Here is a 20,854-nt window from a genome sequence, read left to right on the forward strand (position 1 = left end):
GCAGTGTAGCGGACCGGCGCGCCCGGGCCGCCGCCGGGCGCTGCGCCCGGTCGGACGCGTTTCTGTGACCGCCGGTGACATAATGATGTGACGGGGTATGGATTTCCGACGGGGAACGGGCAGGATGCAGCGCGACAGCGACAACACGCGCGCGGGTGGCGCGTGGGCGACGATGCGTCGGCCGCGGGCCGGCGCGCGCGGGAGGGCCCGCCGATGACGACCAGCGAGCGTGCGCGTGCGATTCCCGGTCACGGCTGGGTGCTGGCCGGCTGCCTGCTGTTGCTGCTGGGCCTGTTCGTGGCGCTGGTGGCCTCGACCCAACTGCGGCCGGGCGAGCGTCGCGCGGTCGACGTGCTGGCGCCGGCGCCAGGCACCGCGCCGGGCGCGCAGGCGACGCTGCGCTTCACGCTGCCGGCCGGGGACGCCGACGGCGGGCGCTGGGCGCTGTGGTTCCCCCGCGAGATGGTCGAGGGGCTGCAACTGCGCGCGGCCGACGGCTGGCGCAGCGAGTCGCGCGGCTTCTTCCGGGTCGACGACGACGAGGGCATGCTGCCGACCGGCTACGGCTTCGTGCTGCCCGACTGGCAGGGGCCGGTCGAACTGGCGCTGCATGCCGACGGGCCGCTGCCGGCGTCGATGCGGCCGGTGCTGGCCCGCGCGGTCGACGTGCGCCGCATCGAGCGCTCGGGCGTGGCGCTGGCTGGCGCGGTCTACGGCGGGCTGCTGACGCTGGCCGCGATGGCGCTGGCGCTGGCGCACGCTTCGCGCGATCGCCTGTTCGTGGGCTTCTTCGGCTACGTGGTTGTGCTGGTGCTGCTGCTGCAGGCGCGCAACGGCCATCTGTACGGCCTGCCGGGCGCGTCGCTGCTGGGCGCCTGGCGCGAGCAGGGCGTCGCGGCGCTGGCGCTGGTGTACGCGGCGGCCTGGCTGGCGCTGGTGCGGGCCTACGCGATGCCCGGGCGCCGCCACCGCTTCGCGGCCCCGGTCCGCGGCCTGGGCCTCGTGCTGCTCGCGCTGGCCGCGGTCTGCCTGTTGCGCCTGCCGGCGCTGGGCGCCGCGATGGAGCGGCTGACCGCGTACGGCTGGCTGCTGGCGGGCACTGCCGGGCTGGCGATGCTGGTCGACGGTGCGCGCCGCGGCGTGGTGCTGTCGGGCTGGTTGATCGTCACCGGCCTGGTGCCGGTCGTCGCCGGCGCCTGGGCCGCGCTCGTGCGCCACGGGCTCGCGCCCGACGTGCCGCTCGTCCACCTCGGCTACCAGGGCGGTGCGGTCGCGTTCGTGCTGGTGCTGGGCTTGGCGCTGGTGCAGCGGATCGCCGACTACCGCGACCAGCGCGACCGCGACCGCCTCGCGCGCCTGGACACCGAGCGGCGCATGCGCCGCGAGGCCGCGCGCGCGAACCTGTCTGCCGCGCTGCACGCCCAGCTCGCCGGCCTGGACGCGGGCGAGCTGCCGGGCTGCGGCTTCCGGCTGCTGGTCGAACACCTGATGCCGCTGGTGCCGGCCGAGTCGTGCGCCGTGGTGCTGCGCGGCTATCTGGGGCGCGACCGGGTTTTCGTCGAGCCGGCGGCCGCGACGGTGCGCATCGAGCGCGACCTCGCCGCACGCGAGCACGCGCTGCGCCGACAGGTGGCCGCGGGGATCGCGCTGCAGCAGCCGGCGGCGCCGGACGGCGGGGTCCCGGCGGTCGAGGCGCTGGTGCCGCTGCAGATGCGCACGCCGGTCTGGGGCGTGCTGGCGATGCGCCGCGCCGGCGACGGCGGCTTCCTGCCCGAGGAAATGGCGCTGATCGCCGAACTGCTGCGCCTGGTGCAGCAGCACGTCGACCAGGCCGCGGTCGCGCTGAAGCTGCGCCGCTCGGCCGAGGTGGATGCGCTGACCGGCACGATGAACCGGCGCATGCTCGACCAGTGGGTCGTGCGCAGTTTCGCCGAGGCGGTCCGCGACGAGCGGCCGGTCTCGGTGCTGTTCGTCGACCTCGACCACTTCAAGTCCGTCAACGACCGCTACGGCCATGCCTGCGGCGACGATTGCCTGCGCCGGGTGGCTGCGGCGCTGCAGGGCGCGCTGACCGACGGCGCGGTGTTCGGCCGCTACGGCGGCGAGGAGTTCATCGTCGTGCTGCCGGGCCACGACGCGGCGCACGCGCGGCTGGTCGGCGAGCGGATGCGCATGGCGGTCGAGGACGTCGACGTGCGCCACGAGGGACAGCGCGTCGCGTTGACGGTCAGCATCGGCATCGCCAGCCGGCGCGCGGGCGAGCGCACCGCGGCCGAGACGCTCGCGCGCGCCGACAAGGCGCTGTACTCGGCCAAGCGCGAGGGCAGGAACCGCGTGCGGATGGCGCCGGCGGTCTTCGCCTGAGGCGCGTCCGGGGACCGGGCACACGCTGCTACGCTGCGCGTCCCCCCCTCGTCGGAACCCTTCCATGCAGGACGTCCCTGCCGGCCGCGCCGCCGTCGCGTGGATGCTGGCCGGCGCGGCGCTGATCGGCAGCAACGGGCTGATGGTGCGCCTGGCCGGCACGCCGCCGACCGTGTCGGCGTTCTACCGCATGCTGTTCGCCGGTGCGCTGCTGGCGCTGCTGGTCGCGCTGCGGCGCGACTGGCGCCCGGTGCCGGCGCGGCTGTGGTGGCTGGCGCTGCTGCCGGCGGCCGCGTTCGCCGCCGACCTGTGGCTGTGGCACCGGAGCATCCTGCTGATCGGCCCGGGCCTGGCCACGCTGCTGGCGAACGCGCAGGTGTTCTTCATGGCGCTGGCCGGGGTGCTGATGTTCGGCGAACGCCCGGGGCCGCGCTTCCTCGGCGGCATCGCGCTCGCGTTCCTCGGCCTGTGGCTGCTGCTGGGCGCCGACTGGGCCACGCTGCCGGCCGACTACCGCTGGGGCGTGTGGCTGGGGCTGGGCACCGGGCTGTGCTACGCGGTCTACAACATCGGCCTGCGCCACGTGCAGCAGGCCGGGCGCCGGCTCGCGCCGCTGCGGGCCGCGCCGATCGCGCAGGTGCTGGCACTGGTGTCGCTGCTGTGCGCGGTGCTGCTGGGGCTGGCGGGCCTGGCCGAGGGGGTGTCGTTCGCGATCCCGGGCTGGCGCGCGCTGGGCTGGCTGCTGCTGCTCGCCGGGCTGGGGCACTGCCTGAGCTGGCTGCTGATCTCGCGCGCGATGCAGCACCTGCCGGTCGCGCTGGTCGGCCTGCTGCTGCTCGCCCAGCCGGTCTGCGCGTTCGTGCTCGACCTGGTGGTGCTGCAGCGGCCGACCCTGCCGCGCGAGTGGGCGGGGCTGGCGTGCACGCTGGCCGGCAACTTCCTTGCCGGGCTGAAGGGCCGCGAACGCGCGCAGGCGCCGGCGCCGCGGCGCCCTTGAACCGTGCGCCGGCGCCCCGCATCCATGGGGAGCGGCGACCGGCCGCATCCGCAGGAGGACTCGACGATGCTGGGAATCGGAGCGTGGAAACAGCGCCTGCCGCGGGCGCAGGACGCGCTGCCCGGCCGCGACACGCCGCTGCCGCTGCACAACGCGCACGCCGTGCACGGACGGCCGCTGCGCGACGCGTTCGCGGGCCTGGAGCAGGTGCAGTTCGGCATGGGCTGCTTCTGGGGCGCGGAGCGCATGTTCTGGTCGCTGCCGGGCGTGGCGACGACCGCGGTCGGCTACGCCGGCGGGCTCACGCCCAATCCGACCTACCGCGAGGTGTGCTCGGGCCAGACCGGCCATGCCGAGGTCGTGCTGGTGGTCTACGACCCGGCCCAGGTCGCGTTCGAGCACCTGCTGCAGCAGTTCTGGGAGAGCCACGATCCCACCCAGGGCATGCGCCAGGGCAACGACGTGGGCACCCAGTACCGATCGGCGATCTACTGCGCGACCGACGACCAGCACGCGCTGGCGGTGCGCAGCCGCGACGCCTACCAGGCACGGCTGCAGGCTGCGGGCTTTCCGGCGATCACCACCGAGATCGCCGGCCCGCCGGCCCCGGTGTTCCACTACGCCGAGGACGAGCACCAGCAGTACCTGCACAAGCACCCGGGCGGCTATTGCGGGCTGGGCGGCACCGGTGTCGCGTGTCCGGTGGGCGTGACGCTGTAGCGCCGGTCGCCGCGCGCCGTCGCGGCTAGGAGACGCGTGCGTCGTTCCCGGTGCGCGGCGTCGCCGCCGGGTCGAGCAGGCCTGCCGGCAGCGCGCGCAGGGCCTCGGCCAGGCGCAGCAGGAAGCCGTGCATCGCCGAACTGCGGCGCCAGACCATCGCGATCCGGCGCGTGGGTCGGGTGTCGCTGAAGTCGAGCAGGTGCAGGTGCGGCGACGGCGCGACCGGCGGCTTGGTCGCGAGCACCGGCAGCAGCGTCACGCCGACGTTCGCGGCGACCATCTGGCGCAGTGTCTCCAGGCTCGTGGCGCGGAACTCGGCGTGCTCGGCCGCGCCCGACAGCCGACACACGTCCAGCGCCTGCTCGCGCATGCAGTGGCCGTCCTCGAGCAGCAGCAGCTTCTGCCGCGACAGCGCGGTCAGGTCGAGCCGGTCCTGTGCGGCGAGCGGGTGGCGATCGGACACCGCGAGCACGAACGGTTCCTCGAACAGGAATTCGGCATGCAACTGGTCCTCGTCGAGGGGCAGCGCGAGGATCGCCGCATCCAGGCGGCCGTCGTGCAGCCGCGACAGCAGCACGTCGCTCTTTTCCTCGATCAACAGCAGTTCCAGCTCGGGAAAACGCGCCCGCACCAGCGGCACGGCATGCGGCAGCAGGTAGGGCCCGAGCGTGGGGAACACGCCGAGCCGGATCGAGCCGGCCTCGGGGTCGGCGCTGCGTCGCGCGACCTCCTTCATCTGCTCGACGTCGGCGACGATGCGCCGCGCGCGCTCGGCGATCTGCTGGCCGGTCGGCGTCAGCATGACCTTGCGCGGCGCGCGCTCGACCAGCGCCACGCCCAGTTCCTCCTCGAGCTTGCGGATCTGGGTCGACAGCGTCGGCTGGCTGACGAAACAGCTGGCCGCGGCGCGCCCGAAATGCCGGTGCTCGGCGAGCGCGACGAAGTAGCGCAGGTCCCGCAGGTTCATCGACGCGCGCTCCCGGTGCAATGCGCCGCCGCGCCCGACGTCCCGGCCCGCCGCCGCCTTGCGGCGACGGGGCAGGGCGCGTCCGGCGCAGGCGTGCCCATCCTCAGGCGGCCGCCGCCTGCTGCGCCGGCGCCGAGTGCCGGATCAGGTGGTCGAACGCGCTCAGCGCCGCCTTCGAACCTTCGCCCATCGCGATGACGATCTGCTTGTACGGCACGGTGGTCGCATCGCCGGCCGCAAACACGCCCGGCACGCTGGTCTGGCCGCGCGCGTCGACGACGATCTCGCCGCGCGGGCTCAGTTCAACCGTGCCCTTCAACCATTCGGTATTGGGCAGCAGGCCGATCTGCACGAACACGCCCTCGAGCTCGACGCGGTGGTCGTCGCCGCCGACGCGGTCGCGGTAGACCAGGCCGTTGACCCGGCTGCCGTCGCCCAGCACCTCGGTCGTCTGCGCGCTGGTGACGATGCGCACGTTGGGCAGGCTGCGCAGCTTGCGCTGCAGGACCTCGTCGGCGCGCAGCTGCGCGTCGAACTCGATCAGCGTGACGTGCGCGACGATGCCGGCCAGGTCGATCGCGGCCTCGACGCCCGAGTTGCCGCCGCCGATCACCGCCACGCGCTTGCCCTTGAACAGCGGGCCGTCGCAGTGCGGGCAGTACGCCACGCCCTTGTTGCGGTACTGGTCTTCGCCGGGCACGTTCATCTGCCGCCAGCGCGCGCCGGTGGCCAGCACGACGGTACGCGCGCGCAGCGACGCGCCGTTCTCCAGCTGCACCTCGACCAGGCCGTCGTCGCCGGCGGGCACCAGGCGTGTGCCGCGCTGCAGGTTCATGATGTCGACGTCGTACTCGCGCACGTGCTGTTCGAGCGCGGCGGCGAGCTTCGGACCCTCGGTCTCCTTGACCGAGATGAAATTCTCGATCGCCATCGTGTCGAGCACCTGGCCGCCGAAGCGCTCGGCGGCGACGCCGGTGCGGATGCCCTTGCGCGCGGCGTAGATCGCCGCGGCCGCGCCGGCCGGGCCGCCGCCCACGACCAGCACCTCGAACGGCGCCTTGCCGGCGATCCTGCCGGCCTCGCGCTTCGCCGCGCCGGTGTCGAGCTTGGCGACGATCTGCTCGAGCGTCATCCGGCCCTGGTCGAACTTCTCGCCGTTGAGGAACACCGTCGGCACGGACATGATCTCGCGCGCCTCGACCTCGGCCTGGAACAGCGCGCCGTCGATGGCCACATGGCGGATGCGCGGGTTGAGCACCGCGGCCAGGTTCAAGGCCTGGACCACGTCCGGGCAGTTCTGGCACGACAGCGAGTAGTAGGTCTCGAACAGATAGTCGCCGTCCAGCGCCGCGACCTGCTCGAGCGTCTCCTGCGCGGCCTTCGACGGGTGGCCGCCGACCTGCAGCAGCGCGAGTACCAGCGAGGTGAACTCGTGGCCCATCGGCAGGCCGGCGAAGCGCAGCGAGATGTCGTGGCCGGGGGAGGTCAGCGCGAACGACGGGCGGCGCGCGTCGGTGCCGTTGAGGTCGAGCGTGATGCGGTCGCTGGCCTCGGCGAGGTCGTCGAGCAGGCCGCGCAATTCGGCGGACTTGGGGCCGTCGTCGAGCGAGGCGACGATGTGGATCGGGCGCACGGCGCGGGCCAGATAGCCCTTGAGCTGGGCTTTGAGGTCGGCTTCCAACATGGACGGCTCCTGGAGGCAGGGTGGGGTCGCCCGCGACGCGCCGCGTCGGCGCATCGGGGTGGCGGGAGGGAGGCGGACCGCAACCCGCGCGATGCACGGGCTCCGGTTCGCCCCCATCCCCGTGGCGGGGATGGAGGCGGCCGCGGCGAATCGCCGCGGCCGGGACGCGGATCAGATCTTGCCGACCAGATCCAGCGACGGGGCGAGGGTCTTCTCGCCTTCCTTCCACTTGGCCGGGCAGACCTCGTTCGGGTTGGCGGCGACGTACTGCGCGGCCTTGAGCTTGCGCAGGGTCTCGGTGACGTCGCGGGCGATCGCGTTGTCGTGGATCTCCAGCGTCTTGATCACGCCGTCGGGGTTGACGATGAAGGTGCCGCGCAGTGCAAGGCCTTCTTCCTCGATGTGCACGCCGAACGCGCGGGTCAGCTGGTGGGTCGGATCGCCGACCAGCGGGAACTGCGCCTTGCCGACGGCCGGCGAGGTCTCGTGCCAGACCTTGTGCGAGAAGTGGGTGTCGGTGGTGACGATGTAGACCTCGGCGCCGGCCTTCTGGAACTCGGCGTAATGCTCGGCCGCGTCCTCGACCTCGGTCGGGCAGTTGAAGGTGAAGGCGGCCGGCATGAAGATCAGCACCGACCACTTGCCCTTCAGGCTCTCGTTGCTGACTTCGACGAACTCGCCGTTCTGGAACGCGGTGGCCTTGAACGGCTTGATCTCGGTGTTGATGAGCGACATGGAAACTCCTTGGAGAAAAGGGTGCGGCTGTGGATGGCCGGCGGCCGGGGGAGACCGGCTGTGCATAGGGTAGGCAAGCCCTATCGATATGTAAAATCGATAAGTCGAATCCTATCGATAGATCAAAGCTATCGAAATCGTCCATCTAAAAGTCGTGCTGGAAACGCTTGCAATCGCTGCTGCAGTGCAGCAATATCAGGCGCAAGGGACCGGTCGACGCGATGTCGCCGTCCGGTCCAGGCGGCGCAGGCCGCACACCCCGTTCCGTGTCCGTACCTCCCTCCCACACGCGTCACGGAATCTTTGAAGGCGGCTTCGGCCGCCTTCATTTTTGGCTCAATTCCCTAGTCCGGGAGAAGGTGCCCGAAGCCGGGTTACAAACGTCCGCGGCAGCGGACTGACAGCCGGTGGCTGCGTCAAGCGCGCCGCGGATGGCGCGCGCCCGAGTCAAGGCAGGATGCCTTGCCGAGGGAAGAGCGGCTTCCGGCTGGCAGGCCGGTGCCCATCCGGAATGGAAATCCCATTCCGGCACTTGAGAAAAGACCCTTCATTTGGTCCGTGTGTCAGGCACATCGCGACGGGGATCCCGCCCGCGTCCGGTGTCTGCGCGCCCGGTCGACGACACGAAATCCAGCACCGTGGGCAGCACCGCCGGTGCCCGCGCCGGGTCGTAGAACGCCGCGGCCGGCGCGAAATGGTTCGCGCCGGGCAGGATCAGCAGCGTCGAGGCCTCGCCCCGCCCGCGCAGCGCCGCGTCCAGGCGCCGGCTGTTGCCCACGTCGACCGTGCGGTCGTCGTCCCCGTGCACCAGCAGGAACGGCGGCTCGTCGCCATCGACGAACCGCAGCGCCATCGCCTCGGGCCACTGCGCCGGCGGGCCGAACACCGGCGCCAGCCGCGGCCCGATCGCGAAGTCGTAGGGGCCGGCCAGGCCGATCACCCCGGCCAGGTCGCGTGGCGCCATGCCGACCGCGGCGAGATGCCGGGCATCGGTGCCCAGCAGCGCGGCGATCTGCGCCCCGGCCGAGTGCCCGGCGACGAACAGCCGCCGCGGATCGCCGCCGTAGGCGCCGGCGTGGTCGCGGGTCCAGCGCGCCGCGCGGGCGGCGTCGCCGACGAAATCGGGAAAGCCGGCAGCGGGGTAGGTGCGGTAGTCGGCGACGATCGCGACGATGCCGTGCCGCGCGAGCCGGCTGCCGACGAAGCGGTACTGCGCGCGGGTGCCGTGTCGCCAGGCACCGCCGTAGAAGAACAGCACGACCGGCGCGTCGCTGACCGGTGCCGCCGGCCGGTAGACGTCGAGGGACAGATCGTGTCCGGCGTCGTAGGTCACGGTGGCGGCGGGCCGGTCGCTGTGCCGGTTGACGAATCCGAAGAACGCGCTCTGGCAGGCCGGGAGCGCCAGCGCGAGCAGCGCCGCGAGAATCAAGCGCGGGACAGGGGACATCGGCGGTCGTCGATCGAGGGGAGCGACCACCATGCCCGGCGCCCGCACCGCTACGATGTGAAGCGATGGACACCCCACGCCCCCGACTCGACACGGTGCTGCGCGCCGCCGCGACGCGCATCGACGCGACCGATGCCCGCTGGCTGCTCGCCCATGCCGCCGGGCGTTCGCACAGCTGGCTGTTCGCACACGGCGACGATCCGATCGAGCCGGCGCTGGCCACGCGCTTCGAGGCGCTGGTGGCGCGCCGTGCCGCCGGCGAGCCGGTCGCCTACCTCACCGGCCGGCGCGGCTTCTGGCGGTTCGAGCTGGCGGTGTCGCCGGCGACGCTGATCCCGCGTCCCGAGACCGAGCGGCTGGTCGAACTGGCGCTGGCGAAGCTGCCGGCCGGGCCGGGGCGCGCGGTCGCCGACCTGGGCACCGGCAGCGGCGCGGTCGCGCTCGCGATCGCCGCCGAGCGCCCCGAGGTCGAGGTCGTCGCGACCGACCTGAGCGAGGCGGCGCTCGCCGTCGCGCGCGCCAACGCGGTCGAACTCGGCCTGTCGCGCGTGGCTTTCCGGCCAGGCGACTGGTACGCGCCGCTCGCGGGCCGGCGCTTCGACGTGCTGGTCAGCAATCCGCCGTACATCGAGGCGGACGATCCGCACCTGGCCCAGGGCGACCTGCGCTTCGAGCCACCGTCCGCGCTGGCCTCCGGCGGCGACGGCCTCGATGCGATCCGCACGCTGGCCGCCGACGCGCGCGGGCACCTGCGCCCGGGCGGCTGGCTGCTGGTCGAGCATGGGCTCGCGCAGGGGGCTGCGGTACGCGCGCTGTTCGTCGCCGCGGGGCTCGTCGAGGTGGAGACCGCGCAGGACCTGGAACGGCGCGACCGCGTCACGCTCGGGCGCGCGCCGGAGGCGCCGGAAGCCGGCTGTTAGAATGGACGCCGGTTCTCCCGGATGCCCGTGCATGCGACAGCTCTATCCCGCCATCGAGCCCTACGACACCGGTTCGCTGGCCGTCGACGACCGCCACGTCCTGTACTACGAGCAGTGCGGCAACCCGAAGGGCAAGCCGGTCGTGCTGCTGCACGGCGGCCCGGGCGGTGGCTGCAGCCCGAAGATGCGCTGCTTCCACGATCCCGCCAAGTACCGCATCGTGCTGTTCGACCAGCGCGGCGCCGGACGTTCGACGCCGCATGCCGACCTGGTCGCCAACACCACCTGGGACCTGGTCGCCGACATCGAGCGGTTGCGCGAGCACCTGGGCATCGAGCAGTGGCAGGTGTTCGGCGGTTCCTGGGGCTCGACGCTGGCGCTGGCCTATGCCCAGAGCCACGCGCGCCGGGTCACCGAGCTGGTGCTGCGCGGCATCTTCATGCTCCGCCGCTGGGAACTGGAATGGTTCTACCAGGAGGGCGCGTCGCGCCTGTTCCCGGAAGCCTGGCAGCAGTACGTCTCGGCGATTCCGCAGAGCGAGCGCGGCGACCTGATCGCCGCGTTCCACAAGCGCCTGACCAGCGACGACGAAGGCGTGCGCCTGGACGCCGCGCGCGCCTGGAGCGTGTGGGAAGGCGCGACGAGCTTTCTGCACATCGACGAGGATTTCGCCGGCAGCCATGCCGACGCCCAGTTCGCGCTCGCGTTCGCGCGCATCGAGAACCACTACTTCGTCAACGGCGGCTTCTTCGAGGTCGACGACCAGCTGCTGCGCGACGCCTACCGCATCGTCGACATCCCCGGCGTCATCGTGCACGGGCGCTACGACGTCGTGTGCCCGGTGCAGAACGCCTGGGACCTGCACCAGGTCTGGCCGAAGGCCGAGCTGGTGATCACGCCGGCCTCCGGCCACTCCGCGTTCGAGGCCGAGAACGTCGACGCGCTGGTCCGCGCGACCGACCGCTTCGCCTGATCGCACCACGCGCCCGGGCGACCGGGCGTCGAACGCCCGCGCATCCGCGCGGCGCCTTCCATCCATGCGCCGGACCGCCCGGCGCGCACCACGGGACATCGCACCATGTCGGAAGAAGACACCCTCGTCGTCAAGGACAGCAACGGCACCGCGCTCGCCGACGGCGACTCGGTCACGCTGATCAAGGACCTGAAGGTCAAGGGCACCAGCGTCACGCTCAAGCGCGGCACGCTGGTCAAGAACATCCGCCTCACCGACGACGCGGACCTGATCGAGTGCAACGCCGAGAAGGTCAAGGGCCTGGTGCTGCGCACCGAGTTCCTCAAGAAGGCCTGACGCTGCTGTAGGCGCGCGCTCGCGCGCGATGGGGCCTTGCCGGCGAAGCCCCATCGCGCGCAAGCGCGCTCCTACGGACATGGCATCTACTCGACCGGCGTGCCGTCCGGTTCGTGGTCGACCATCCACAGCCCGGCCCACAGCTTGAGGTCGAGTTCGTAGCCCTCGCGATGTCGGGCCATCAGCCAGGCGGGCGCACCCGCCCGCGGCACGCGGTGGACGACGATGTCCTCGCCGTCGACCCCGCCGCCGTCGCCGACCCGGGTCAGCTCGCGGGCGCGGACGAACGCCACGCGCTCGTTGCTCATGCCCGCGGTCGTGGGGCCGGTCAGCAGCACGTCGACGCGCCCGGCCGACCAGCCGGTCTCCTCGATCAGCTCGCGCCGCGCCGCGTCCTCGAGCGAGTCGGAGCTGCCGCGGTCGCCGACCAGTCCGGCCGGCATCTCGATCGTGCGCGCGCCCAGCGGCACCCGGTACTGCTCGACGAACAGCACCTCGTCGTCCGGCGTGACCGCGATGATCAGCACCGCCATGCCGTTGCCGCCGTGGGTGCGCTCGCACGATTCCCACTTGCCCCGGCGGACCAGCCGCAGCCAGTCGCCCTGGTACAGCACCTCCGCCGCGTCGGCGGGTCCCGCATCCGTGTTCGTCATGCGCCGATGGTAGACGCCCGGCCGCGTCGCCGGTAGCGCGCGGCCGTCCGGCCGGTCAGGCGTCGGCGACCGGTGCCCACTCGAGGCCCGCCGCGGCGTGCAGGCGGCGCCGGGTCAGCGGCCCGAAGCGCAACGCGGCGCACAGCGCCGACAGCGCCGCGCCGTCGCCGTCGCGCCGCGCGAAGCCGTCCGTGCCCTCGCCCAGCGGCGCATCGCAGGCGATCGTCGTCAGCTGCCGGAACAGCCGCGCGGCCTCGGCGTGCTGGCGCAGCTTCGCACCCACCTGGCCGGCGCCGCGGAAGCGCAGGAACGCGATCTCGTCGCTGCGCGCCAGCAGCGCGTCGAGGGTCCCGAAGTGGTGCAGCAGGCTCGCCGCGGTCTTGCAGCCGATGCCGGGCACGCCGGGGATGTTGTCGATCGCATCCCCGCACAACGCCAGGTAGTCGGCGATCTGGTGCGCCTCCACGCCGTGGCGCGCACGCACGCCCGCCGCCGTCCAGCGCTGGCCGCGGGCGTAGTCCCACTGCTCGTCGGCGCCCTCGAGCAACTGCGACAGATCCTTGTCGGCCGAGACGATCACCCCGTGGTGCGCGCGCCGGCGGCCGGCCCGCAGCGCGCTGCCGATCAGGTCGTCGGCCTCGTACTCGCGATCGGCGAGCACGACCAGGCCGAGCGCGCGGCACAGCGCCTTGCAGTGCGCGAACTGCCGCCGCAGCGCCTCGGGCGCGGGCGGGCGGTTGGCCTTGTAGGCGGGGTACAGGCGGTGGCGAAAGCAGCTGTCGAGCGCCTCGTCGAACGCGATCGCGATGTGCCGCGGGCGCTCGCGCTCGATCAGCTCGGCCAGGAAGCGCGCGAAGCCCTGCACGGCGTTGGTCGGCCAGCCGTCGGTGTCGTGGAACTCGTCGGGCATCGAGTGCCAGGCGCGGAACACGTAGAGGCTGGCGTCGACCAGGTACAGCGGGGCGGTCGGCGGGGCGGGGGGCGGCTGGACCGCCGGCGGGGGCAGCGTCACGGAGCGATCCAGTCCTGCAGCAGCGCTGCCGGGTCCGGGCGCTCGCGCTCTGGCGGATCGAGCCGCGGGGTGCCGATGTGGACGAAGCCGGCGATGCGCTCGTGTTCGCCCAGGCCGAGCAGCGCCAGGATCTCGGCATCGTAGGCCGGCCAGCCGGTCAGCCACGAGGCGCCGAAGCCGCAGGCCTGCGCGGCCTGTAGCAGCGCGAAGCACACGCTGCCGGCGGTGAGCAGGCGTTCGACCTCGGGGATCGCCGCGTCCTGCGCGTCGAGCACCGCGACGACCGCGATCACCAGCGGCGCGTGCGCGAACCGCTGGCGGTCCTTGTCGAGCGGGCCGGCGCCGACCTCGGGATCGCGGGCAAGGGCACGCGCGACCAGCCGCTCGCCGAGCGCGTGGCGCGCGTCGCCGGCGATGCGCACGAAGCGGAACGGCACCCGCTTGCCGTGATCAGGCACGCGCACCGCCGAGCGCAGCATGCGCAGCAGCGTCGCGTCGTCGGGCCCCGGCGCGTCGAGCTGGCGCGCCGGCACCGAGCGCCGGGCGTCGAGCACGTCGAGAGTGCGTTCAGCATTTGGGAGTATCGTCACAGACTTGTGCCTCTCGTTCCGGAATCTTAGCCGCGGGGCACTGCGCCCCGACCCCCGATTCTCTCCCAGATGACGCATCCCCACGACAACGGTGCGGCACCGCGCCTGCGCACGAGCGCGCCGGTCGATGCGGCGCGCGTGTTCGACAGGCTCCGGCGCGAGGCGGTGACCGCGCTGGGCGGCGTGCTGTCGGGGCTGTGGGGCGCGGCGGAGGACCAGGTCCGGCTGGCGGGGCTGGGCGCCCACGACTACATGGCCGCGCAGGACGCGCTCGTCGCCGCACGCGGGCTCGGCGGGCGCGCGCTGGCGCTGGCCGCGACGTTCCGCGCGTCGGTCGAACAGGCGTTCGAGCGCTGGCGCAGCGACGCCCCGCCGGCACCTGCGGGCGATGCGATGGCGCTGATGTCCGAGGGCCAGCTGGAGATGCAGTTGGCCACGCAGCAACTGGTGGAGCTGCTCGATCACCAGCTGCTGCATCCGCTGGCCGCGCTCGACGCCCGGATGGCGGTGCTCGCGTCGCGGCTGGGGATCGGCGGTGGCGCGGCGAACCCGCTGCGCCCGGAGGTGCCGGTGATGGCCTTCGCGGCGCTGCTCGATCCCGATGCGCTGCCGCGCTGCCTGCGCGAGGCGCTGTTCCAGCAGCTCGACCGCCGTCTACCGTCGATCCTCGCCGATCTCTATGCGCGCGCCGACGCGGTGCTCGACGCCGCGTTCGGGCCGGCGGCAGCGACCGCGCCGCCGCGTGCCCATGACGGGCGGCAGGCGCCGGCCTGGCGACCCGAGGGCGGGCTGGCCGAGGCGCGGGAACGATTCGGCGACGACCCGCTCGACGATCCCGTGCCCGCACGCGGACCGTTGTCGTCGGACCTGATGCGGATGCTGGCGGACGAGGATCCCGACGCAGCCGGTACACCCGGTGCGGGGCGGCGCGAGCGCGACCTGGTGCGCGAGCAACTGCACCGCTGGCGCGCACGCCTTGCGCGCGACGCCACGCGCGACGCCGATGCGGCGCCCGGGAACGACGGCCCGCCGGTCGCCACCGTGCCCGCCCTCGAGGCGGCCGAACTGCTGAGCGTGGCGCGGCTGCTGCAGGGCGACGACCCGTCGCCGTACGCGCGGGTGCTGGGCGGCGACGACCGCCGCCGGCTCGGCGAGGTCATCCGGCTCGAGCTGCTGCGCGGCCTGCGCGGCGCGGGCATCGATCCGGACCGCGCGCCGCTGAGCGGCGAGGACGAGGACGCGATCGATCTGGTCGGCATCCTGTTCCAGGCGCTGTTCGAGGCCAACGACCTGATGCAGCAGGCGCGCGACCTGTACGGCCGGCTCGTCATGCCCTACCTCAAGGTCGCGCTGACCGACGATTCGCTGTTCAGCCAGCGCGGCCATCCGGCGCGCCGGCTGCTCGACGCGGTCACCGAGGCCTGCGACGGCAACACCGGCGACACCGCGCTCGACCGCGACCTGCTCGATCACGCCGGCCGGCTGGTCAACCGGGTCGTCGAGGAATACGAGACCGACCAGGCGGTGTTCGCGCTGGCCGCCGAGGAACTGCGCGAGCGCCTGGACCAGCAGCGCCGACGCACCGAGGTCGCCGAGCGCCGGGCCGCCGAGGCGATCCACGGCCGCGAGCGCCTGCAGCAGGCGCGCCGCGGCGTGGCCGGGCTCGTCGCCGAGCGCCTGGCCGCCCAGCCGTTGACTGCCGCGGTCGCGCGCTTCCTCGACCAGCACTGGCGCCATCACCTCACCCGGACCTGGCTGCGCGACGGGCCGCAGTCGCCGCGGCACCTGGCCGCGATCGCGACCGGCGATGCGATGATCCGGATCGATGCCGACGCCGCGGCCGCCGACGGGGCCGCGGTCGCCGAGGCGCTGCTTGCCCTGCAGGCGCCGCTGGCCGACTGCTACGCCAGCGGCGGCCTCGACGCCGCGGCCGCGCGCGAGGAGACCACCCGCATCGTCGCCGCGCTCGCGCAGCCGCGCGCGACGCGCAGCGTGCATGCGCCCGTGCCGGACGACGACACGCTCGACGAGGCGCCCGACCCGCTGCTGCGGCTGGTCGACGGCACATCGACGCCGGCGTTCGACCCCACGATCGCGCTGCGCATGCGTCAGCTGCGGCCCGGCCAGGGCCTGCGCCTGATCGACGAGCATGGCCGCGAATCGGTGGCCCGGATCGCCTGGATCAGTCCGCTGACCGCGCGGCTGCTGATCGTCAACCGCCGCGGCATGCGCCGGATGGTCGTCTCGCCCGAGGAACTGGCGGCGCTGGTCGGTGCCGGCCGCGCGGTCGTGCGCTCGATCGACGCGCCGTTCGACGAGGCGATGAAGCACCTGTGGCAGCAGCTGAGCGCGGCCAACGACGGCGACGGCGGCCTCGCGCCGGCGGACGGGCCGCGCGCCGCGCCCTGACCGCGCGACGGGGCCGTCCGGGACGCCGGGTCAACGCGGCGGCTTGCCGCTCGCGTTCGGTTCGGCCGGCGCCGGATTGGCCTGCGCCCAGCGGCGGCGCTGCTCGGGCGTCATCTGCTGCCAGCGTTCGCGCAGCGCGTTGCGCTCGGCGTCGGGCAGCGTGCGCAGTTTGGCGTACAGCGCACGGGCTTCGTCGCGCTGCTCGGGCGGCAGCCGCTTCCAGCGGTGCATGCCGTGGCGCGCGTTCTCGCGCTCGGCCGGCGTCATCGCCTGCCAGCGCCGGGCATGACCGAGCATCCGCCGGCGCTCGCCGGCATCGGCGTCGTTCCAGCGGTCGCGGATCGGCGCGACGAGCTGGTCGCGCTGCTCGGCCGTGAGCCGGTCCCAGTCGGGCAGGGCGGGGCCGGGCTGGGCGGCCGCCAGGCCGATTGCCGACAGGCAGCCCAGCAGCAGGGCGGTGCGCAGGAGGGGGGCGGGCAGGAACATGGTCACTCCATCGCGAGCAGGGTGGACTCGTTCGCGGCGAGCCACAGGTAGAAGTCCGGCGATTCCTCGTACGTCGCCAGCGCGTCGGCGACGCCGTCCTCGATCGACGCGGCGCCGTCGGCCTCGGCCAGGACCGGCACGGGTGCCGCCTCGCCGGTCGCCGGCGGGAGCGGGGCCAGCGACTGCACGCCGATCGCCAGCGCGAACAGCGCGGCGAAGCCGGCCGCGACCGGCCAGGCCCAGCCGCGCCGGGCCGGCGCCCCGGTCGTGGCGGCATGGCGCGCGCGGTGAAGGCGGGCGGTCGTGGCGGCCGAGATCCGCGCCTGGGCGCGGCCGTAGAGCGCGCGCAGCGCGGCATCGTCCGCGGCGGTGCGCGGCGCGTTTGGCGGGGTCATCGGAAGTCCTCCAGGTGCGTCTGCAGCGCCTCGCGGGCGCGGAACAGATGGGTTTTCACCGAGCCCTCGCCGCATCCCATGATGCGGGCGGTGGTCCCGACGTCGAATTCCTCCAGCACGCGCAGCGTGAACGCCTCGCGCTGGCGCCGTGGCAGCTGGCGCAGGGCCTCGGCCAGGCGTTGCCAGGCCTCGCGGCCGTCGTGCGAGCGCGAGGGATCGGGGCCGTCGTCGGCCCAGTCGATCTCCTCGCCTTCGGGCGTGCGCGCGTCGGTGAGCCAGCTGAGCCGGAACGTGCGCCGGCGCTGGGCGTCGACGATCCGGCTGCGCAGCACGGTCCAGAACAGCGGGGTCCATTCCGCCGCCGGCCGGTCGCGGTAGCCGAGCATCCGGGTCATCGCGTCCTGCACCACGTCGAGGGCGTCGTCGCGATGGCGCAGGCCGAGCTCTGCGAAGCGGAACGCGCGGCGCTCGACGCTCGCCAGGAACGCCTCGAGCGTGGCCGGCGTCGCGGGGTCGGGGGCGGCCGTCGCCGCGGGCAGGGGAGCGCTCACGGGCGTCAGCCTACCGTGCGCGGCGCGCACCTGCGGGTCGAACGGGAGGCTGCCATCCATCGTCGGGTCGTCTCGCCAGCGGCGGGGTCGTCATGGACAACGCCCCCGGGCGCCTGCGGTTGACGCGGGCGTCCCGCATTCGCGGCGGGCGGCGATGCGGGCAGGCGGGGGCGGGCGTGGCCGCTGGGCCCCGGCGCGCGCGCTCGGCGACGCCGGGCCGGCCCGCCGGTCAGTGGCCGCCGTCGAGCGCCTTGAGCTCGGCGACCAGCGCGCCCGCTGCCTCCGCGCCATCGCCGTAGAGCATCCGCGTGTTGTCGGCGTAGAACAGCGCGTTCTCGATGCCCGCAAACCCCGTGCCCTTGCCGCGCTTGATGACCACGACGTTCTTGGAATCGACGACGTCGAGAATCGGCATGCCGTAGATCGGGCTCGCCGGATCGGTCTTGGCGACCGGGTTGACCACGTCGTTGGCGCCGATGACCAGCGTCAGGTCGGTGCTGCGGAACTCGGGGTTGATGTCGTCCATGTCGACGATCAGGTCGTAGGGCACGCCGGCCTCGGCCAGCAGCACGTTCATGTGCCCGGGCATGCGCCCGGCGACCGGATGGATCGCGAACTTGACCTTGACCCCGCGCTCGATCAGCCGCTGGCTCAGCTCGCGGATCTTGTGCTGCGCCTGGGCCACGGCCATGCCGTAGCCGGGCACGATCACCATGCGCTCGGCGTAGGCCATCATCGCCGCCACGTCGCCGGCCTCGATCGGCTTCTGCGTGCCCGAGATCGCCTGCGCCTGCGCGCCGCCCCCGAAGCTTGCAAACAGCACGCTGCGGATCGAGCGGTTCATCGCCTTGGCCATCAACCGGGTCAGCAGAATGCCGGCCGCACCGACCATGGTGCCGGCGATCATCAGCGCCTCGTTGCCGAGCACGTAGCCCTCGAAGGCCACCGCCAGCCCGGTGAGCGCGTTGTAGAGCGAGATCACCACCGGCATGTCGGCGCCGCCGATCGGCAGCGTCGTCAGCACGCCCAGCGCCAGCGCCAGCACGAAGAACACGACGATCGCCGGCAGCCCGAGCGCGTGCACGACGAATCCGCCCGCCACCAGCGCGCCGACGAATACCGCGAGGTTGAACAACTGCTGGCCGCGGAACACGTAGCGCTTGTCCATGCGCCCGTCGAGCTTGGCCCAGGCGATCACCGAGCCCGACAGCGCGACCGCGCCGATCAGTGCGCCCAGCGCGGCCAGCACCAGCGGCACCGGGGCGGGCGCGCCGCCGCGCTGCGACCAGCGCAGCAGTTCGACCGCGCCGATCGCCGCCGCCGAACCGCCACCCAGGCCGTTGTAGAGCGCGACCATCTGCGGCATGTCGGTGATCGCGACCTTCTTGCCCGACACCCAGGCCAGCCCCGTGCCCAGCGCGATCGCCACCGCCATCAGGCCGAGGTTGTGCAGGCCCGGCACGAAGAACGTCGCCACGGTCGCCAGCAGCATGCCCACGCCGGCCCACTGGATGCCCGAGCGCGCGGTCTTCGGCGAGGCCATGCGTTGCAGGCCGAGCAGGAACAGCGTCGCGGCGACGAAGTAGCTCGCCGCGATCAGGCCTGTGCGCAGGTCGAGGCCGCTCATCGCGCCGGTACCATCGTCGCGTCCGCGGCCCGCGGCGGGTTGCGGTCGAGCCGGTGGTGCTCGCGCATTTCCATCGCGGTCTTGAGCAGGCCGACCATCCCCAAGCCGAACGCGAGCAGGCCCAGCGAGAGCTGGGCGACCACCGGGTCGCCGGCCACGTAGGCGCCGACCAGGCCCAGCGCCATCGCGCCGAGCGCGTAGGCGGCCATCAGCCCCAGCATCCAGCGGCCCTTGCGCGGATCTTCCCAGACCCGGCGCGAGAACGCGTTCTGGGTCCGGGTCGGATCCTGCAGCGACGACAGGCCGATGCCGATGCCTGCATGCAGCAGCGCCATGTTCGCGGCCGCGTAGACCGGCCCCCAGCCGGCCTGCCCCGAGACCCCGGCGGCCAGGCCGGTGCGCGCGGCGTAGTACAGCGCCACCAGCATGGCCGGGTACTGGAGGTAGCTCAGCCACTGGAACACGGTGCGGGCCGAGGGCGTGGACCGCGAAGGCGCGGAGGCGGGCAGGTCGGTCACGGCGCGTCGCTCCGCTTGGCGGTGGGCTTGAACATCTCCAGCATCCGCTCGGTGACGACGTAGCCGCCGGCGGCGTTGCCCGCGCCCATCAGCACGGCGAGGAACCCGATCGCCTTCTCGAGCGTGGTATCGGCATGGCCGAGCACGACCATCGCGCCGATCAGCACGATGCCGTGGATGAAGTTCGACCCCGACATCAGCGGCGTGTGCAGGATCACCGGCACGCGCGAGATGATCACGTGGCCGGCGATCGCGGCCAGCATCACGATGTACAGCGCCACGAATCCATCGATCATGCGTGAACTCCGGGAACGGGGGCGGCGGCCGGCACCTGCGGCCACACCGTCCGGGCCAACAGTTCGTCGGTCCAGTCGAAGGCGAGGGTGCCATCGGACACCAGCAGCGACACGAAGTGCTGGACGTTGCGCGCGTACATCTCGCTGGCGTGGGTCGCGCCCAGGCTCGCCAGATCCAGCGGGCCGGCGACCGTCACGCCCGAGACCTCGACGGTTTGGCCGGGCACGGTGACCGCGCAGTTGCCGCCGGTCTCCGCGGCCAGGTCGACGACCACGCTGCCCGGCCGCATGCCGGCGACCATGCCGGCGTCGATGATCCGCGGCGCCGGCCGTCCGGGCACGGCGGCGGTGCATACCACGACGTCGATGCCGGCCAGGTGCGCGGCCAGGCGGCGTTGCTGTTCGGCGCGCTCGTCGTCGGTCAACGCCCGTGCATAGCCGCCCTCGCCGGCGGCGCTGACGCCAAGGTCGAGGAAGCGTGCGCCCAGCGATTCGATCTGCTCGCGCGTCTCGGGCCGCACGTCGAAGCCCTCGACCTGCGCGCCCAGGCGCCGCGCGGTCGCGATCGCCTGCAGGCCGGCGACGCCGGCGCCGACCACGAGCACCTTCGAAGGACGGATCGTGCCGGCGGCGGTGGTGAGCATCGGGAAGAACCGCGGCGCGAGCTGCGCGCCGATCAGCACCGCCTTGTAGCCGGCCATGCCGGCCTGCGAACTGAGCACGTCCATCGCCTGCGCGCGCGTCGTGCGCGGCAACCGTTCGAGCGGGAAGGCGAGGATGCCGCCGGCGCGCAGCGCCTGCGCGCGCGCGGGATCGGTCTCCGGCTGCAGCGTGCCGACGAGCGCGGTGCCGGGCCGCAGCCGGGCGATCGCGTCGGGCGTCGGCGCCTGCACGCACAGCACCACGTCGGCCTGCGCCAGCGCGTCGTCGCCGTCGACCAGTTGCGCGCCGGCCTCGGCATAGGCGGCGTCGGCGAAATGCGCGCGCTCGCCCAGGCCGCGCTGCGCGAGCACGGTGGCCCCGGCGGCAGTCAGTTTCCGCGCCGTTTCCGGCGTCAGCGCGACCCGGCGTTCGCCGGGCGCGGTTTCCCTCATCGCAAGCACGACGACCGCCATCGCCACTCCCCGTGGGTCAAGGACACCGGACGATGCCGTCCGGGCCGGGCACGCTGTTG

General features: G+C 73.4%; 20 protein-coding genes and 1 pseudogene. 7 read left to right on the forward strand and 14 right to left on the reverse strand.

The window, feature by feature from the left end:
• Nucleotides 1-213 precede the first annotated feature (213 nt).
• The 3 genes from WQ56_RS17815 (at nt 214) to msrA (ending at nt 4,081) form a co-directional block, all read left to right on the forward strand.
• A complete protein-coding gene (locus WQ56_RS17815) occupies nt 214-2,364 on the forward strand; it encodes a GGDEF domain-containing protein (RefSeq protein ID WP_156170604.1) in 2,151 nt (716 codons plus the stop codon).
• A 64-nt stretch (nt 2,365-2,428) separates the two neighbouring features.
• Complete coding sequence (locus WQ56_RS16430) at nt 2,429-3,361, forward strand: DMT family transporter (protein ID WP_047138222.1); 933 nt, start codon at nt 2,429-2,431, stop codon at nt 3,359-3,361.
• Nucleotides 3,362-3,427: 66 nt separating this feature from the next.
• A complete protein-coding gene (gene msrA, locus WQ56_RS16435) occupies nt 3,428-4,081 on the forward strand; it encodes a peptide-methionine (S)-S-oxide reductase MsrA (protein ID WP_047138243.1) in 654 nt (217 codons plus the stop codon).
• Between the two features lie 25 nt (nt 4,082-4,106).
• On the opposite strand, the gene WQ56_RS16440 is transcribed toward msrA, so the two are convergent.
• The 4 genes from WQ56_RS16440 to WQ56_RS16455 form a co-directional block, all read right to left on the reverse strand.
• On the reverse strand, nt 4,107-5,048 hold the full coding sequence (locus WQ56_RS16440) for a LysR substrate-binding domain-containing protein (RefSeq protein ID WP_047138223.1): 942 nt from the start codon (nt 5,046-5,048) through the stop codon (nt 4,107-4,109).
• Between the two features lie 103 nt (nt 5,049-5,151).
• Entirely contained in the window at nt 5,152-6,732 is a 1,581-nt protein-coding gene (gene ahpF / locus WQ56_RS16445; protein ID WP_047138224.1) for an alkyl hydroperoxide reductase subunit F, read from the reverse strand.
• A 171-nt stretch (nt 6,733-6,903) separates the two neighbouring features.
• Nucleotides 6,904-7,467 carry an alkyl hydroperoxide reductase subunit C gene (gene ahpC / locus WQ56_RS16450; RefSeq protein ID WP_047138225.1) on the reverse strand — a complete coding sequence of 188 codons (564 nt, stop codon included), beginning with the start codon at nt 7,465-7,467 and terminating at the stop codon, nt 6,904-6,906.
• A 547-nt stretch (nt 7,468-8,014) separates the two neighbouring features.
• On the reverse strand, nt 8,015-8,914 hold the full coding sequence (locus WQ56_RS16455; protein WP_197076514.1) for an alpha/beta hydrolase: 900 nt from the start codon (nt 8,912-8,914) through the stop codon (nt 8,015-8,017).
• Between the two features lie 65 nt (nt 8,915-8,979).
• Here WQ56_RS16455 and prmC point away from each other — a divergent pair, with 65 nt between their 5' ends.
• The 3 genes and pseudogenes from prmC to WQ56_RS16470 form a co-directional block, all read left to right on the forward strand.
• Entirely contained in the window at nt 8,980-9,834 is an 855-nt protein-coding gene (prmC, locus tag WQ56_RS16460; protein ID WP_047138226.1) for a peptide chain release factor N(5)-glutamine methyltransferase, read from the forward strand.
• Nucleotides 9,835-9,865: 31 nt separating this feature from the next.
• The gene (gene pip, locus WQ56_RS16465) at nt 9,866-10,807 is read left to right on the forward strand and encodes a prolyl aminopeptidase (protein ID WP_047138227.1); all 942 of its coding nucleotides are present in this window, start codon (nt 9,866-9,868) and stop codon (nt 10,805-10,807) included.
• Nucleotides 10,808-10,924: 117 nt separating this feature from the next.
• Nucleotides 10,925-11,143: pseudogene (locus tag WQ56_RS16470) on the forward strand (alkylphosphonate utilization protein); the annotation flags it as partial.
• 86 nt (nt 11,144-11,229) lie between these two features.
• Here WQ56_RS16470 and WQ56_RS16475 read toward each other — a convergent pair.
• The 3 genes from WQ56_RS16475 to WQ56_RS16485 are packed head-to-tail and all read right to left on the reverse strand — an operon-like array spanning nt 11,230 to nt 13,392.
• Nucleotides 11,230-11,796, reverse strand: coding sequence for an NUDIX hydrolase (locus WQ56_RS16475; protein WP_047138229.1), 567 nt, complete (start codon nt 11,794-11,796; stop codon nt 11,230-11,232).
• A 55-nt stretch (nt 11,797-11,851) separates the two neighbouring features.
• Nucleotides 11,852-12,808 (reverse strand): 5'-3' exonuclease H3TH domain-containing protein, encoded by a 957-nt coding sequence (locus tag WQ56_RS16480; RefSeq protein WP_047138230.1) that lies wholly within the window; start codon nt 12,806-12,808, stop codon nt 11,852-11,854.
• Nucleotides 12,805-13,392 carry a nitroreductase gene (locus tag WQ56_RS16485; RefSeq protein ID WP_047138245.1) on the reverse strand — a complete coding sequence of 196 codons (588 nt, stop codon included), beginning with the start codon at nt 13,390-13,392 and terminating at the stop codon, nt 12,805-12,807. The genes WQ56_RS16480 and WQ56_RS16485 overlap by 4 nt, the downstream gene beginning before the upstream one ends.
• Nucleotides 13,393-13,467: 75 nt before the next feature.
• On the opposite strand from WQ56_RS16485, the gene WQ56_RS16490 reads away from it, so the two are divergent.
• A complete protein-coding gene (locus WQ56_RS16490) occupies nt 13,468-15,807 on the forward strand; it encodes a DUF1631 family protein (RefSeq protein WP_047138231.1) in 2,340 nt (779 codons plus the stop codon).
• Between the two features lie 30 nt (nt 15,808-15,837).
• On the opposite strand, the gene WQ56_RS16495 is transcribed toward WQ56_RS16490, so the two are convergent.
• From WQ56_RS16495 to WQ56_RS16525, 7 genes are all read right to left on the reverse strand, one after another.
• A complete protein-coding gene (locus WQ56_RS16495; protein ID WP_052773070.1) occupies nt 15,838-16,293 on the reverse strand; it encodes a DUF3106 domain-containing protein in 456 nt (151 codons plus the stop codon).
• 2 nt (nt 16,294-16,295) lie between these two features.
• Nucleotides 16,296-16,688 carry a hypothetical protein gene (locus tag WQ56_RS16500; protein ID WP_047138232.1) on the reverse strand — a complete coding sequence of 131 codons (393 nt, stop codon included), beginning with the start codon at nt 16,686-16,688 and terminating at the stop codon, nt 16,296-16,298.
• On the reverse strand, nt 16,685-17,239 hold the full coding sequence (locus WQ56_RS16505; protein ID WP_231583449.1) for an RNA polymerase sigma factor: 555 nt from the start codon (nt 17,237-17,239) through the stop codon (nt 16,685-16,687). Before WQ56_RS16505 ends, WQ56_RS16500 begins: the two co-directional genes overlap by 4 nt.
• A 229-nt stretch (nt 17,240-17,468) precedes the next feature.
• Complete coding sequence (locus tag WQ56_RS16510) at nt 17,469-18,866, reverse strand: NAD(P)(+) transhydrogenase (Re/Si-specific) subunit beta (protein WP_047138233.1); 1,398 nt, start codon at nt 18,864-18,866, stop codon at nt 17,469-17,471.
• Nucleotides 18,863-19,384, reverse strand: coding sequence for a hypothetical protein (locus tag WQ56_RS16515; RefSeq protein ID WP_052773071.1), 522 nt, complete (start codon nt 19,382-19,384; stop codon nt 18,863-18,865). The genes WQ56_RS16510 and WQ56_RS16515 overlap by 4 nt, the downstream gene beginning before the upstream one ends.
• The gene (locus WQ56_RS16520; RefSeq protein ID WP_047138234.1) at nt 19,381-19,680 is read right to left on the reverse strand and encodes an NAD(P) transhydrogenase subunit alpha; all 300 of its coding nucleotides are present in this window, start codon (nt 19,678-19,680) and stop codon (nt 19,381-19,383) included. The genes WQ56_RS16515 and WQ56_RS16520 overlap by 4 nt, the downstream gene beginning before the upstream one ends.
• The gene (locus WQ56_RS16525) at nt 19,677-20,795 is read right to left on the reverse strand and encodes an NAD(P) transhydrogenase subunit alpha (RefSeq protein ID WP_047138235.1); all 1,119 of its coding nucleotides are present in this window, start codon (nt 20,793-20,795) and stop codon (nt 19,677-19,679) included. The genes WQ56_RS16520 and WQ56_RS16525 overlap by 4 nt, the downstream gene beginning before the upstream one ends.
• Nucleotides 20,796-20,854 lie beyond the last annotated feature (59 nt).

The sequence above is a fragment of the Luteimonas sp. FCS-9 genome (assembly GCF_001014645.1).
Taxonomy (GTDB): Bacteria; Pseudomonadota; Gammaproteobacteria; order Xanthomonadales; family Xanthomonadaceae; genus Luteimonas.